This is a genomic window from Erwinia sp. INIA01 (assembly GCF_025947915.1).
Lineage (GTDB): Bacteria > Pseudomonadota > Gammaproteobacteria > Enterobacterales > Enterobacteriaceae > Erwinia > Erwinia coffeiphila.
The window spans coordinates 364,799-378,713 of sequence record NZ_JAPDNC010000004.1 but is presented as its reverse complement, the minus strand read 5'-3'; the positions used below and the strand labels follow the sequence as shown (position 1 = coordinate 378,713).

The 13,915-nt window shown below is 58.4% G+C and carries 10 protein-coding genes; 1 reads left to right on the top strand and 9 read right to left on the bottom strand.

What is annotated here, in order from left to right; all coding sequences use genetic code 11:
• Positions 1-520: 520 nt before the first annotated feature.
• The 5 genes from OMR58_RS09760 to OMR58_RS09740 form a co-directional block, all read right to left on the bottom strand.
• A complete protein-coding gene (locus OMR58_RS09760) occupies positions 521-1,888 on the bottom strand; it encodes an efflux transporter outer membrane subunit (protein WP_200562283.1) in 1,368 nt (455 codons plus the stop codon).
• Positions 1,888-4,995: an efflux RND transporter permease subunit gene (locus OMR58_RS09755; RefSeq protein WP_264545802.1), complete on the bottom strand. Its 3,108-nt coding sequence runs from the start codon at positions 4,993-4,995 to the stop codon at positions 1,888-1,890. Before OMR58_RS09755 ends, OMR58_RS09760 begins: the two co-directional genes overlap by 1 nt.
• Positions 4,995-6,116: an efflux RND transporter periplasmic adaptor subunit gene (locus OMR58_RS09750; protein ID WP_264545801.1), complete on the bottom strand. Its 1,122-nt coding sequence runs from the start codon at positions 6,114-6,116 to the stop codon at positions 4,995-4,997. The genes OMR58_RS09755 and OMR58_RS09750 overlap by 1 nt, the downstream gene beginning before the upstream one ends.
• 422 nt (positions 6,117-6,538) lie before the next feature.
• On the bottom strand, positions 6,539-7,078 hold the full coding sequence (locus OMR58_RS09745) for a PadR family transcriptional regulator (RefSeq protein ID WP_234471991.1): 540 nt from the start codon (positions 7,076-7,078) through the stop codon (positions 6,539-6,541).
• 114 nt (positions 7,079-7,192) lie between these two features.
• Entirely contained in the window at positions 7,193-7,825 is a 633-nt protein-coding gene (locus OMR58_RS09740) for a flavin reductase family protein (RefSeq protein ID WP_264545800.1), read from the bottom strand.
• 92 nt (positions 7,826-7,917) lie between these two features.
• Here OMR58_RS09740 and rlmF point away from each other — a divergent pair, with 92 nt between their 5' ends.
• Entirely contained in the window at positions 7,918-8,847 is a 930-nt protein-coding gene (gene rlmF / locus OMR58_RS09735) for a 23S rRNA (adenine(1618)-N(6))-methyltransferase RlmF (RefSeq protein WP_264545799.1), read from the top strand.
• Positions 8,848-8,967: 120 nt separating this feature from the next.
• Here the strand turns inward: rlmF and ybiO are convergent, their stop codons facing one another.
• From ybiO to glnH, 4 genes are all read right to left on the bottom strand, one after another.
• The gene (gene ybiO / locus OMR58_RS09730) at positions 8,968-11,247 is read right to left on the bottom strand and encodes a mechanosensitive channel protein (protein WP_264545798.1); all 2,280 of its coding nucleotides are present in this window, start codon (positions 11,245-11,247) and stop codon (positions 8,968-8,970) included.
• 131 nt (positions 11,248-11,378) lie between these two features.
• Positions 11,379-12,101, bottom strand: a complete 723-nt coding sequence (gene glnQ, locus OMR58_RS09725; protein WP_105593516.1) for a glutamine ABC transporter ATP-binding protein GlnQ — start codon at positions 12,099-12,101, stop codon at positions 11,379-11,381.
• Positions 12,098-12,757: a glutamine ABC transporter permease GlnP gene (gene glnP / locus OMR58_RS09720; RefSeq protein WP_200562226.1), complete on the bottom strand. Its 660-nt coding sequence runs from the start codon at positions 12,755-12,757 to the stop codon at positions 12,098-12,100. The genes glnQ and glnP overlap by 4 nt, the downstream gene beginning before the upstream one ends.
• A gap of 92 nt (positions 12,758-12,849) precedes the next feature.
• The gene (gene glnH / locus OMR58_RS09715; RefSeq protein ID WP_200545816.1) at positions 12,850-13,596 is read right to left on the bottom strand and encodes a glutamine ABC transporter substrate-binding protein GlnH; all 747 of its coding nucleotides are present in this window, start codon (positions 13,594-13,596) and stop codon (positions 12,850-12,852) included.
• Between the last annotated feature and the right edge of the window lie 319 nt (positions 13,597-13,915).

The window sequence follows — 13,915 nt, the reverse complement described above, 5'->3', positions numbered from 1 at the left end:
TAACTCACAAACTGGTGGCTTCCCCGATTGTGAAATCCACCGAGCGGAGTGAAGGAAGGGAGTCAATATTTAATGGCAATGCAGGGTTAGTGTGACTTACCACAATTGGAGTTCAAAGCAGCTGCACGAAAAAACGATCGATTGAAGAAAGGTTTTGAACAGGCAACACAATGATTAACCAGCAGACTGGCGGCTTCCCCGAGCGGGCAATCCACAGCGCTGAACGAAGAGAGGAAAGCCAGGATTCTCCAGCAGGGAAGCTGGAGAAAGGTGCAGCCGGGCCATGGAGGGCCCGTCTGCACCGGTCCGACGGGCTGACGATTGTAGTGAGGGAACCACGCGGCGCGTGGCGCGAGGACCGCCCGAGCGGGGAAGCCGCCAGTCAGCGCAATCACCGCACTGACAGCAATCCCGGCAATCACCGCACTGACAGCAGTCCCAGCAGTCCCGGCAATCGCTCACCCCACAGAACACCCTCAGCCAGCTATTTATCAGAAACTGAATACCGGCCAAAGTGCGATCAGCTCCCGCCGCCCAGCGACTGCCACAGCGTAATCCGGTTATCATAATCCGTTTGCTGAAGCGCAATCAGCTCCAGCTGCGCCGACCACAGCGTACGCTGATTAGTTAACACGGTCAGATAATCCCCGCTGCCGGCCTGATAACCGTGCAGTGACAAATCTAGACTGCGCTGCGCTGCCGCCACGTACTCGCGCTGGGCATCCATCTGTTCGTTGAGCGTGGCACGGCGCGCCAGCGCATCGGCAACGTCTTTAAACCCGCTCTGAATCGCCTTTTCATACGCCGCAATCAGCCCCTGCTTCTCCGCCTCGGCATACTTCAGCGCCGCCACGTTGGTACCACCGGCAAACAGCGGCAGCGACAGGCTCGGTGCAAACGACCAGACGTTGGCACCGTGGCTGAACAGGCTGGAAAGCGACCCGCTCGCCACGCCCGCGCTGGACGTCAGCGACAGGGTCGGGAAGAAGTTGGCGCGTGCGGCACCGATATCCGCATTGGCGCTCTTCAAGCTGTGCTCGGCTTCCTGTACGTCCGGGCGGCGCAGCAGCAGCGAAGAGGACACGCCCGCAGGCACCAGCGCAATGGCATTATCGTTCAGCTTATCCAGCGGACCGGGCAGCAACGAATCCGGCAGGCTTTCACCCGCCAGCAGCGTCAGGGCGTTGCGATCCTGAGCAACCAGCGTCTGATAGCTGGCCACGCTGGCGCGCGCCGACTGATAAACGGTCATCGCTTCGTTCATATCCGTGCCGTCCGCCACGCCGGCAGCCTGGCGGCGTTTAGTGATCTCCAGCGTTTTACCGGCACTGGCCATCGTCTCCTGCGCGAGCTGCAAGTTGCTGTTATCCGCTGCCAGCGTCACCCAGGCGGTGGCGGTTTCGGCAATCAGCGTCAGGCGGGTGTTCTGCGCGGTAAATTCACTGGCCAGCCAGGTTTCCTTCGCCGCGCGGCTCAGGCTGCGGTTATGGCCAAACAGATCGATCTCGAAGCTGCTGACGCTGCCGCTGGCCTCCGCGCTGCCGGTTACACCCGCATCGGTGGTCCGGCTGCGGGTGCTGGTCAGCCCGGCATTCAGCGTCGGGAACAGGCTGGCGCGCTCTTCGCCGTACAGCGCCTTCGCCTGCTCGATATCGCTGATCGCTTTGCGCAGATCGCGGTTGCTGGCTAAGGCGCGTGCCACCACGGTTTTCAGTCGGCTGTCGCCCATGACCTGCTGCCAGTTGCTGAGCACGGCCGGTGCGCTGCCGTCCGCATTCTGCCCCGGCCAGGTGGCCGGAACCGGCGCGGCGGGGCGCTGATAATCGGGATCGAGAGACAGACAGCCCGCCAGCATCATCGACAGGGCTATCACGCTAATTCGGTACATCATTGTTTACTCCCGTGGCGTGAGGTGAACAGATGCTTCACCAGCACGAAGAACAGCGGTACAAAGAAAATCGCCAGAATGGTCGCGGCCAGCGTTCCGCCGATAATCCCGGTACCAATCGCAATACGGCTGTTGGCTCCGGCTCCGGTTGCCACCGCCAGCGGCAGCACCCCGGCAATAAAGGCCAGCGAGGTCATCACAATGGGCCGCAGGCGGATACGGGCGGCAGAAATCGCCGCTGCGCTCAGCGAGCTTCCCTGTTTTAGCGCCGCCTCGGCGAATTCCACGATAAGGATGGCGTTCTTCGCCGACAGCCCGATGGTGGTCAGCAGGGCAACCTGGAAGTAGATATCGTTGCTCAGCCCGCGCAGGCTGGCGGCCAGCGCGGCACCGAAGATACCCAGTGGGATCACCAGCAGCACCGAGAACGGCACAGACCAGCTCTCGTACAGCGCCGCCAGGCAGAGGAATACCACCAGAATCGAGATGGCGTACAGGCTCATGGCCTGGCCGCTGGCGAGTTTTTCCTGCAGTGACAGGCCGCTCCATGCCCAGCTGGAACCCGGTGCCAGCTGATTAGCCAGCTCTTCCATTTTGTCCATCGCCGCACCCGAGCTGTAGCCCGCGCTGTTTTCACCGGCAATTTCAAAGGCGGCCGAGCCGTTATAGCGTGACAGGCTTTCCGGGCCGTAGATCCAGTGCGTGGTGGCGAAGGCGGAGAACGGCGTCATGCTGCTGTCGCTGCCGCGCACAAACCATTTCGCCAGGTCCTCCGGCTTCGAGCGGAACTGGCTGTCGCCTTCGATATACACCTCTTTCACCCTGCCGCGATCGATAAAATCGTTCACGTAGGTGCCACCCCAGGCGCTGCTCAGCGTGTCGGTTACATCGGACAGTGACAGGCCGAGTGCCACCGCTTTGTTATTGTCGATATCCACCTGTAGCTGCGGCATTTGCGGCAGATCGCTGGCGCGCACCGATTGCAGCTCGGGGCTGCTGTTCGCCGCTTTCAGCAGGTCGCTGCGCAGCTTCAGCAGGGTGTTACGGTCGGTTGCGCCGCTGGCCAGCAGTTCAAAGGTAAAGCCGTTGCTCTGCCCCAGCCCCTGCACCGACGGCGGGGTCATGGCGAAGACTTTCGCGTCGCGGATATCACCCAGCGCCGCCATGGCTTCACGGGCGATGCCCTGCGCGCTGTTTTTCTCTCCGGAGCGCAGGCTCCAGTCTTTCAGTGAAACGAAGGCCATACCGGCATTCTGGCCGCTGCCGCTGAAGTTAAAGCCGTTAACGGTAAAGATAACGTTGGTATTGTCCTTCTGCTGGTTAAGGAACCAGTCGGTGACGCGCTTGTTGACCGCATCGGTACGGCTGATGGTGGCACCGGCGGGCAGGGTGTACTGCACCATGATTTCGCCCTGGTCTTCTTCCGGCAGGAAGCTGCCCGGCAGACGCCACAGCAGCAGCGCCATCAGTCCGGCAAACACGGCGTAAACCAGCATCAGTCGCACCGGACGGCCAAGGAGCCACAGTACGCGCTTGCGATAGCGCTTCTCACCGTTCTGATACAGGCGGTTAAAGCGGGCGAAGAAGCCGCGCTGCGGAGGCTGGGTATGCTTCAGCAGCATGCCGCACAGCGCCGGGGTCAGCGTCAGAGCGACCACCACCGACAGCATCATGGCGGCGATAATCGTCACCGAGAACTGACGGTAAATCACCCCGGTGGAGCCGCCGAAGAAGGCCATGGGCAGGAATACCGCCGACAGTACCAGCGCAATCGCCACCAGCGCACCGGCGATTTCACCCATTGATTTCTCGGTGGCTTCACGGGCGTTCAGTCCTTCGTTGCGCATGATGCGCTCGACGTTTTCCACCACCACGATGGCGTCATCCACCAGCAGCCCGATGGCCAGCACCATGGCAAACAGCGTCAGGGTATTAATGGAGTAGCCGAACAGCGCCAGCACGCCAAAAGTACCGAGCAGCACCACCGGCACCGCCAGCGCGGGGATCAGCGTGGCGCGCAGGTTTTGCAGGAACAGCATCATCACCGTCACCACCAGAACAATGGCGATCAGCAGGGTTTCGATCACATCCTGTACCGAGATTTTAATAAATTCGGTGCTGTCTTTCGGGTAGGCGATTTCATAACCCGCAGGCATATTGTGATGATATTCTTCGATTTTCGCTTTCACCAGGCTGGCGGTATCCAGCGCGTTGGCTCCGGGAGCCAGCATCACCGCCACACCGGCCGCCGGGTGGCCGTTCAGTTTCGAGCTGGCGCTGTAGTCTTCGCTGCCCATTTCCACGCGTGCGACGTCGCCGATGCGCACCACGGCACCGCCGGTGGCGCTTTTAATGATGATATTACGGAACTGATCGACGGTTTGCAGACGCGACTGCGCGCGCACCGTAGCCGTCAGCTGCTGGTTGCTGGCGGCGGGCAGGGCACCGAGTTTACCGGCGGTCACCTGTACGTTCTGCGCTTCAATCGCGCTCTGCACGTCCGACGGCATCAGGCTGTAGGAAGCGAGTTTGGCGGGGTCGAGCCAGATGCGCATGGCGTATTCGGCACCGAAAACCTGCAGGCTGCCGACGCCGCTGACGCGGGCCAGCGGGTCCTGCAGGTTGCTCACCAGCCAGTCGGCGATATCGGAGCTGCTGGCGCGGTCGTTTTTATCGTACAGCGCCATAATCAGCAGGAAGTTGGACTGCGTTTTGGTGACGGTAATCCCGGCGCTTTGCACTTCGCTCTGCAGGCGGGATTCGGCCTGCTGCACCTTGTTCTGCACCTGCACCTGCGCGGTATCCGGGTCGGTGCCCTGCTGGAAGGTGACGTTGATATCCACCGAACCGTCCGAGCTGCTGGACGAGGTGAAGTAGAGCAGGTTATCCAGACCGGTCATCTGCTGTTCGATCACCTGGGTGACGCTGTTTTCCAGTGTCTCCGCCGAGGCACCGGTATAGGTGGCTTTGATCTTGATCGACGGTGGAGCAACGTCGGGGTACTGGGCTACCGGCAGGGTGCGGATAGCCATAATCCCCGCCAGCATAATGAGTATCGCAATGACCCAGGCAAATACCGGACGGCGAACAAAGAAACGCGAAAACATCAGTTCGCTCCCTCGCTGCGGGTCACTTCTTCCGGCTTAACGCTGTCCCCGGCGGCGACTTTAGCGCTGCCTTCTACCAGCAGACGATCGCCCGCCTGCAGGCCTTTGGTTATCAGCCAGTTGGTTCCGGTGGCATCGGCGGTCACCACTTCGCGCTGTTCTACTTTGTTCTCTGCGTTGACGACCAGTGCGGTGGCGTTGCCTTTGGCATCGCGCGTAATCCCCTGCTGCGGAGCGAGAATCGCGTTTTCCACCACGCCTTCATCCACCAGGGCATGAACGAACATGCCCGGCAGCAGCACGTGCTGTGGGTTCGGGAACACGGCGCGCAGCGTGACCGATCCGGTGGCTTCATCCACCGCCACTTCGGTCAGTTCCAGGCGACCCTTTTCCGGGTAGGTGGTGCCGTCTTCCAGCGTCAGGGTGACGTTCAGCGTGTTGTTATCGCTGGCCAGCGCGCGCTTGCGCAGGTTGAGCAGTTCCACGCTGGAGCGGGTTAGATCAACGTACATGCTGTCGAGACTGCGGATGGTGGCCAGTACGGTGTCCTGCCCGGCGGTCACCAATGCGCCGGGCGTAACGGCGGAGATGCCGATGCGGCCTGCGATTGGCGCGGTGACGGTGGTCCAGTCAAGGTTGACGCGCGCGCTGTCCAGCGCGGCCTGTTTTTCCGCTACGCTGGCGCGGTCCTGGTCGCAGGTGGATTTCGCATCGTCGGCGTCCTGCTGTGAAACGCCCTGATACTGCACCAGTCCGGCATAGCGTTTGGCTTTCTGGCAGTCACCGATCACCAGCGCCTGGGCACTTTTCAGCGCGGCGGCAGCCTGTTGCCAGGTCGCTTTATAGCTGGCGGCATCAAGCTGATACAGCGGCTGTCCGGCTTTCACTTCGGCCCCTTCGGTAAACAGGCGCTTCTGGATCAGCCCACCCACCTGCGGCCTGACTTCTGCCGTCTGGGTAGCGGTGGTGCGGCCGGTAAGATCGCTGGTCAGGGTAAAACTGCTGGCTTTCAGCGTGACGACGCCGACTTCGGTCAGACCGGGGGCCGGGGCGCTGGAGGTGACGTTATCGCAGCCGGTCAGGCAAAAAAGGGTCAGCAGCGAGACTATGCGTAATTGCATATGGCTATTCCACTCAAATAAAAAAAGAAAATGGCACATCGGTGAGCCATCATTATTTAGCAATGGCTCAGGATACGTTTAATAAAATTTAGGTACTGCTGTTAATCGGTAAAGTAATTGCAATGAAATCGTTTTGATGATTGCGAAGCATGTTGCGATCTTCACTGTATCGTCATGTTTTAAAACCAGACGGGGTCATTGTTATTCTTTTTTTCTGGCATGTATACCCGGGCCTTCTCCATCAGCCCTTGTGCGGTAAGGCGCTTAGCTGAGTTGGTGTAAAGTTTTGTCTTCCTGTTCGCATTAAGTCGAAAGAAACTTATCGATTAATGACCATTCGGTTTTACGCCGAAGTGAATTAATTTCCATAACGAATTTTTTTATTAAGCCATCATGGAAGTGAGCTTATTTGTCCATGGCTTTTAAATTCGGCGTATTTTTTCGCTGGCTTCAATAATAGCGTCGACAATAGCCGCACGTTCTTCAATGTTAATGGTTCTGTTTGTCGTCAGCCTGCGCAGGCTGAATTTCAGCTTCTCAAACGCCTCTTCGATCAGCGGATCTTTCTGCGTCTGGCTGACCACCATCTTTTTCATTTTTATCAGCGTGTCGCGCAGCGCCTCATGATGCTGGGCGAGATAGGCTTCGCCCGCCGCCGTCAGCGAGTACTGCTTTTTACCGCCGCCGCTTTCAATGGTCGTGGCGTACTTCTCTTCTTCTATCGAGGTCAGAATCGGATAGATCACGCCGGGGCTGGGGCGGTATACGCCCTGCGAATAGTCCCTGATTGAGGTGATGACTTCATATCCGTGTGTCGGATTCAGCCGTATCAGATGCAGCACCAGCAGGACCAGTTCGGTGCGGTTAAAGGCTTTGCCGCGGCGAACCTGATTTTTGCCGGAGTCGCTCCCTTTTTTTGACTCATCGGCAGGTGATTCAGTGGGATGAAGCATCTCTTTCATGGTGACATTGCAGGTTAATGGCTGACCAAAATAAGATATATCTTGAGCAATAAACGCATCAAGATATATCTTGAGAGGATTCCGCCAGCAAAGAGTAAAAGTTTCGTTAAGACCCTATTTTATGCGCGCATCCGGGCGAACAAGGTCAAAACGCTGGGCTTCGCTGATGCCGTAATAGGCGCTGGGGCCACCGGCGCGCAGGATCGGTTCCGCACGGGCGGTCTGATAGATGCCGTTGTCCAGCAGATCGCTGTCGATATGAATGGCGATGGCTTCTCCCAGCACCAGCCAGTTGTCCAGCAGCCCGCCCTGTGCATTCTGCAACTGGATGCACTGGGTGAGCCTGCACTCGAAGTTGACCGGGCTTTCCGCCACCATACTGACGTTGACCAGGCTGGCGGGCAGGGTGGTCAGTCCGGCGTGGATAAATTCATCCTCGCCGCGCGGCAGCGAAGCCGAGCTTTCATTCATCGCTTCCGCCAGCGATCGCGTGGCCAGATTCCAGACGAATTCGCCGGTCTCAACGATGTTTGCCACACTGTTCTTCCAGCCGCTGCTGGCAAAGCCGATAATCGGCGGGCGATAGCTGAAGCAGTTAAAGAAGCTGTAGGGCGCAAGGTTGCGCTGCCCGGCGGCATTCTGTGAGCTGATCCAGCCGATCGGGCGCGGGCCGATAATGGCGTTGAGCGGATCGTGGGGCAGGCCGTGCCCCTCTTCCGGTCGGTAGGAATGGCGTGTTCGCGACATAAATCGTCCTTATCTGAGTAAAGTCAGCGGGAAATGTTTACCATTAATAGCACAGAGGGTATCTTACGCCGCTGCTGACAAGAGAGTTACTGATGAAAACCCCTGCCGAGAAAAATGTTCTCCACCCGCGTAACCGCCATCGCGGACGCTATGATTTCGCCGCGCTGATCGCCTGTCATCCGGCGCTGGCGCAGTTTGTTGCCGTGAATAACTGGGGCAGCGAGTCGATTGATTTCGCCAACCCGGAAGCGGTGAAAACCCTGAACCAGGCGCTGTTGCACCATTTCTACGGGCTGGCTCACTGGGATATCCCGGAAGGCTTCCTCTGCCCGCCGGTGCCTGGCCGCGCTGACTATGTTCACCATCTGGCCGATCTGCTGGCTGAAGATAACAGCCGCGTCGTGCCGCGCGAGATCAACGTGCTGGATATCGGCTGCGGTGCCAACCTGATCTATCCGATTATCGGCCACAGCGAGTACCAGTGGCGCTTTACCGGCACCGAGGTGAACCCGCAGGCGATGACCGTCGCCAACGGCATTATCGCCGCGAATCCGGGCATGAATCGTGCTATTCGCCTGCGTCGCCAGAAGGACAGTTCGGCGATCTTCAGCGGTATTATCCATAAAAATGACGTGTATCACGCCACGATGTGTAATCCGCCGTTCCACGCCTCTGCCGCCGACGCGCATGAAGGAAGCCAGCGTAAGCTGCGGAATCTTGGGCTGGATCGCAATGCGCCGCTGAACTTTGGCGGGCAGCAGGATGAGCTGTGGTGTGAGGGCGGTGAAAAGGCGTTTATCGGCCGGATGATCACGGAAAGCGCTAACTTCGCCCGCCAGTGCGTCTGGTTCACCTCGCTGGTTTCCCGCCGTGAGAACCTGCCGGAGCTGTGGCGCGCGCTGGAAGAGGCCGACGTGGCCGCCGTGCGCACCATCGATATGGCCCAGGGGCAAAAGCAAAGCCGCTTTATCGCCTGGACCTTTATGGAACAGCCGCAGCGCACGCGCCTGCTGGGCAAGTAAGCTGACTGTTGCTGCGCAGGCGTCATCAGTGCCCTGAACGCACGGGCCAGGACAATCGTGGAGCAGGGCGCGCTGCACTTAATCCCCGCTTTTCGGTGCAGAGTTGCGGGTAAGGTGGCTTCAAATGGCCTGGTCTGGAGCAGGCAGCGCAGCCTGCACCCCAGCGGCCCCGGTCACATCGTTGCCGCTCTGCATCACCTGCACCGTCTGGTAAGGCACTTTGATCCCTGCGGCATCAAAGTGCTTTTTCACCATGCCGTCCAGCGCGAATCGCACCGTCCATTGCTTCAGCGGTTGGGTGGTGAACGACACGCGTACGGTGAACGCCTGATTGGTTAAGCCGACCAGCCCGGCAAACGACGGTTCGCCGATCACCATGCCCCGAATGGTTTTATCCTCCAGAAGCTCCCTGACCGCCGCCTGTAGCGTGGCATTGACTCGATCGGTATCTTCTCGTCGATCGACGTCGTAGTTCGCCACAAACGAGCCGATGCCGCGCACGAAGTTGGCAAAGGTGGTGATCGAGGACCACGGGATGATGTGGTAAGCCCCGGTATCCTGCCGTACCCCAACGGAACGAATCGACATCCGCTCCACCGTGCCGGTAATCGGCCCGATGGTCACCAGATCGCCGGTGTTCATGCCGTTTTCAAACTGGATAAACACGCCGGTAATAATATCTTTCACCAGCGTCTGCGAACCAAACGACACCGCCAGCCCCAGCGCCCCGGCACCGGCCAGCAGCGGAGCGATATTCACACCGATCTCGGAAAGTACGATCATAATGGTGATGGTGCTGATCACCACTGCCAGCGCGTTGCGGAACAGCGTCAGCAGGGTGCGGGTGCGCGCACTGGGCATGGGTCTGCCGTGCGAATCCGAAGCCAGGCGGCTCTCAATAAGGCTGGCCAGCAGCGTCCAGCCCACCGCCGAGAAGAACAGGATCACCACGATGCGGATCAGAATATCCACCAGCTTTTCGCCTGCGCCGACGGTGAGCCAGTGCCAGAGGTCAAACAGGTGCCAGGCATTCAGCAGCATCAGGGTGACGGCAAACACGCTGATCACCCGTGCCAGCTTAAGCATCGCCGACAGCCAGCCGTTTACCCGCTGCTGAAGCTCAGGGTAGTTACGGCGCAGTTCCGGGGAGAGCACGATGGTTTTATTAATCCAGCGGGTCAGCATGCCGGACACCAGCGCGCCGATGGCAACGATCGCCAGCGATCGCACGCTGGCGGACATCATGAACTTCAGGCTGTTGCCGGGATCGAACAGCGAAAACAGGAACAGGGCGATAAAATAGGCGCTGGCCAGCCAGTGCCACACCAGCGCAAAGGCGCGGATAAACAGCGCGAAAAACGCCAGCGAGCGGTCCGCCAGCCGCGTCAGCTCCTGCTGAATATTGCGGCGGTTGTGGAAAATCAGATACAGCGCCCACACCGTGACCAGACCCATCACCAGCATGTTGATGACTGCCCCGACCTGCACATTCACCTGATTGGAGACGATCGGCACGATCACCAGCAGACCGTAGCCGATCAGCCCACTCAGCCAGCTGATACGCGTACTCCAGTAGGCGGCGCGGTCGTCGCTGAGGTGAAAGAAGCGCAGCTGCGGATAGCGCGGGCAAAACATCAGCCGCAGTATCGCTTTGAAAAACTCGATCAGCGCAAAGGCGTTAAGGAACAGCCCCTGCTGATAGGCGATGGTGCGGCTGCCGCCATTCATGTTGTCGCTGAGTATCTGCCCGACAAAGAGCGCCAGCGCCAGCAGCAGCAGGTCGATAACAAAGGCACCGGCAATCATCGCGGGCAGATGCAGCCAACTGGTGCGCTCGCTGTTTTTCCGCCGCCCCCAGGCACCCATCCGGCGATAGACTGGAGAGACTGCCCAGCGAACCAGCCAGTAAAAGGCGAACAGCGCGGCCGCCAGCATAACAAAGTGGCTCAGGGCGTTAAAAAAGGTCTGCTGGTTAAACGGTTTGTGTGGGGCATCGACGATGTTGCGCTGCAGGGTTTGCAGCCTGGAGGCGAACTCGCCGCCGAACTGACGGCTTACGTCGGTGACGCTTTGCAGGACGGTTTTATCTTCCTCTTCTTCCGGCGGTGTCAGAACCGGATCTGCTGGTGCTGCCGGGGGTTCTGAGGCTTTACGCAGCTGCTCAATCAGCTGCTGACGCGACTGGTCGTTATCCAGAATGTTGGCCAGTGCGGCCCACGCGGCGCGCTTTTCATCGGCATCGGGCGGTGTGGTATCAGCGGCGGCTGTCGTCTGCTGAGACTGGGCGGCAACGGCCGCAGCGGGTAAGGTCACTGCCTGAGCGGTGGAAAGAAATGTGCTGCACAGCATCAGCAGCAAAGCCTGTAACAGATAGCGCAGTGGGGAAGTGAGTCCGGGCATCCTGTTCTCCTGTTGTGACGCCAGCGTCAGCGGCAACAGAAAAGTATAGACGTCTGCTCAGGGCTGGCGGGTCACAAAGGGGATTTTAGGAATCAGACGAAAGCGGGGCGGCGGATGCCGCCCCGGCAGGATTACGATACGTGCTGCAGGAATTCGCGCAGACGGGCGCTCGGCGGGTTGGTGATCAACTCGTCCGGGTTGCCGTCTTCGGCGATGCGGCCTTTATCGATAAAGATCAGACGCGAAGCCACTTTCTGGGCAAAACCCACTTCGTGGGTGACGATGACCATGGTCATTCCCTCTTCCGCCAGGTCCTGCATCACTTTCAGGACTTCGTGGCGCAGTTCCGGGTCAAGGGCTGAGGTTGGCTCATCAAACAGCATCATCTTCGGCTTCACCGCCAGCGCGCGGGCAATGGCCACACGCTGCTGCTGGCCACCGGACAGCTCGGAAGGGAAGTGGTTCGCGCGCTCGGCAAGGCCCACTTTGCCCAGCAGCTCTTTTGCCAGCCGCTGTGCATCTTCCTTCTTCGCGCCACGAACGCGGATCGGGCCAAAGGCGACGTTGTCCAGCGCGCTCATCTGCGGGAACAGATGGAACTGCTGGAACACCATGCCGGCTTCCTGGCGGATCAGGCGGTCATCAACTTTTGGATCGTTAACCTTCAGGCCGTCAACGATCAGCTCGCCGCTGGTGATCTCTTCCAGCTTGTTGATGCAGCGCAGCAGGGTGGATTTACCGGAACCCGATGGGCCGATAATCACGACCACTTCGCCTTTTTCGATTTTCAGGTCGATATCGTGCAGGACCTGAGTGGCACCGAAGTGCTTGGAAACGTTCTTAAATTCAATCACAGGATTTTCATCCTTTTCTCAATGCGACGCAGAACAAAGCTCAGCACCAGCGTAATAATCAGATAGATAACGGCAACGGCGCTCCAGATTTCCAGCGCGCGGAAGTTACCGGCAATAATTTCCTGCCCCTGACGGGTCAGTTCGGCTACGCCGATAACGATGAACAGGGAGGTGTCCTTGATGCTGACAATCCACTGGTTACCCAACGGTGGCAGCATGCGGCGCAGGGCCAGCGGCATAATCACGTAGCGCAGCGTCTCGCGGCTGGACAGGCCCAGTGCCAGACCGGCTTCACGGAAGCCACGGTTAATGGACAGCACCGCACCACGGGTGATTTCAGCAATGTAGGCACCGGAGTTGATCATGATAGTGACCACGGCCGCGCTGAACGGGTCGATCCGCAGATCGTTAAATGCCATGGGCAGTGCAAAATAGATGAACATCACCTGCACCACGATTGGGGTGCCGCGAATCAGTTCGATAAATACCAGCGCGATGTTGCGTGACAGCCAGCCGCCGTAGGCGCGGGCAAAACCGGCAACCAGGCCGATAATCACACCGCCAATCAGACCGAGGACCGAAATCCACAGGGTCAGTTTGGCACCTTCAAGCAGGATTGGAATAGCAGGCCAGATGGCGCTCCAGTCAAACTGCATGTTTATTCTCCGGATCTAAAACCATTTTTGTTGATGTGGAAAAATGCGGGAACGCATCGGCTCCCGCATTAAGTACAGCCGTTCGACTCTTATTATTTAGGTTCGCTGCCGAACCATTTTTTGTACAGCGTGTTGTAAGTACCGTTCTCTTTCAGCGTTTTCAGCGCGCCGTTGACTTTCTCACGCAGGTCGTCGCTGCCTTTCGGGAAGGCAATACCGTACTGCTGAGCTTCAACCGGCTCGCCAACTGCTTTGAACTGGCCTTTGCCCGCGGTATGGATGAAGTACAGGATGTTTGGCGTGTCGTGCAGCACGGCGTCAGCACGGTTGGTGCCGAGCTCCATGTAGGCGTTATCGATGTTCGGGAACTGGCGCAGATCTTTAGTTTTGATGTGCTCTTTCGCATAGTCCACGGAACCGGTACCGCTCTTCACTGCCACAACTTTGCCGTTCAGGTCTTCAATACCCTTCACGCTGTCGTTGTTCGCTTTCACCATCACCTGCAGGCCGCTTTTGTAGTAGCCGTCAGAGAATTCGATCGCTTTCTTACGCTCGTCGGTAATCGTGATACCGGCCAGTGCCAGGTCAACGTTACGCGTTTGCAGCGCAGGGATGATACCGGCGAAATCCATCGGTTTCAGGGTGTATTCAAGATTCAGCTGTTTTGCAATTGCATCCCACAGGTCGATGTCGAAGCCGACATATTTATCACCCTGTTTAAATTCGAAAGGAACAAAAGCGGTATCTGTTGCTACGATCAGTTTCTTATCTGCAGCTGTGGAAGACACGGCGAACGCCATGGTCAGCGCAGCCAGAGTGACCTTAAAAATTGACTTCATCATTTTATCCTTATCGCTTCCCGGACGTCCCGGGTAAATGCCAGCAGCCCTATGAAAGAATCATGCCAGGTTTGCAATGATATGGAAAACAGCAGGTTAATGCGAGTTTTCCGAAAGGTGCCGACACGATACAGTGTGTTGCACTTGTTTGGGGCGTCATTTTGGTGCATCTCGTCCAGTGTGGTGCAATGGGCCGCCCCGCTTGCATTAGCAGTTGTAGCAAATTGCCGGATAAAAACAACAGATAGTGTCGTAGGGGATTAATTAATTGCCAGTGGGCTCTGATTTTTTGTGGGATTAGCGTCAGGTGTGCGCCGAT

Coding starts and splice junctions, on each gene's coding strand:
- OMR58_RS09760 (WP_200562283.1), bottom strand. CDS start 1,888: ATGTACCGAATTAGCGTGATAGCCCTGTCGATGATGCTGGCGGGCTGT.
- OMR58_RS09745 (WP_234471991.1), bottom strand. CDS start 7,078: ATGAAAGAGATGCTTCATCCCACTGAATCACCTGCCGATGAGTCAAAA.
- OMR58_RS09755 (WP_264545802.1), bottom strand. CDS start 4,995: ATGTTTTCGCGTTTCTTTGTTCGCCGTCCGGTATTTGCCTGGGTCATT.
- glnH (WP_200545816.1), bottom strand. CDS start 13,596: ATGAAGTCAATTTTTAAGGTCACTCTGGCTGCGCTGACCATGGCGTTC.
- rlmF (WP_264545799.1), top strand. CDS start 7,918: ATGAAAACCCCTGCCGAGAAAAATGTTCTCCACCCGCGTAACCGCCAT.
- OMR58_RS09740 (WP_264545800.1), bottom strand. CDS start 7,825: ATGTCGCGAACACGCCATTCCTACCGACCGGAAGAGGGGCACGGCCTG.
- glnP (WP_200562226.1), bottom strand. CDS start 12,757: ATGCAGTTTGACTGGAGCGCCATCTGGCCTGCTATTCCAATCCTGCTT.
- ybiO (WP_264545798.1), bottom strand. CDS start 11,247: ATGCCCGGACTCACTTCCCCACTGCGCTATCTGTTACAGGCTTTGCTG.
- OMR58_RS09750 (WP_264545801.1), bottom strand. CDS start 6,116: ATGCAATTACGCATAGTCTCGCTGCTGACCCTTTTTTGCCTGACCGGC.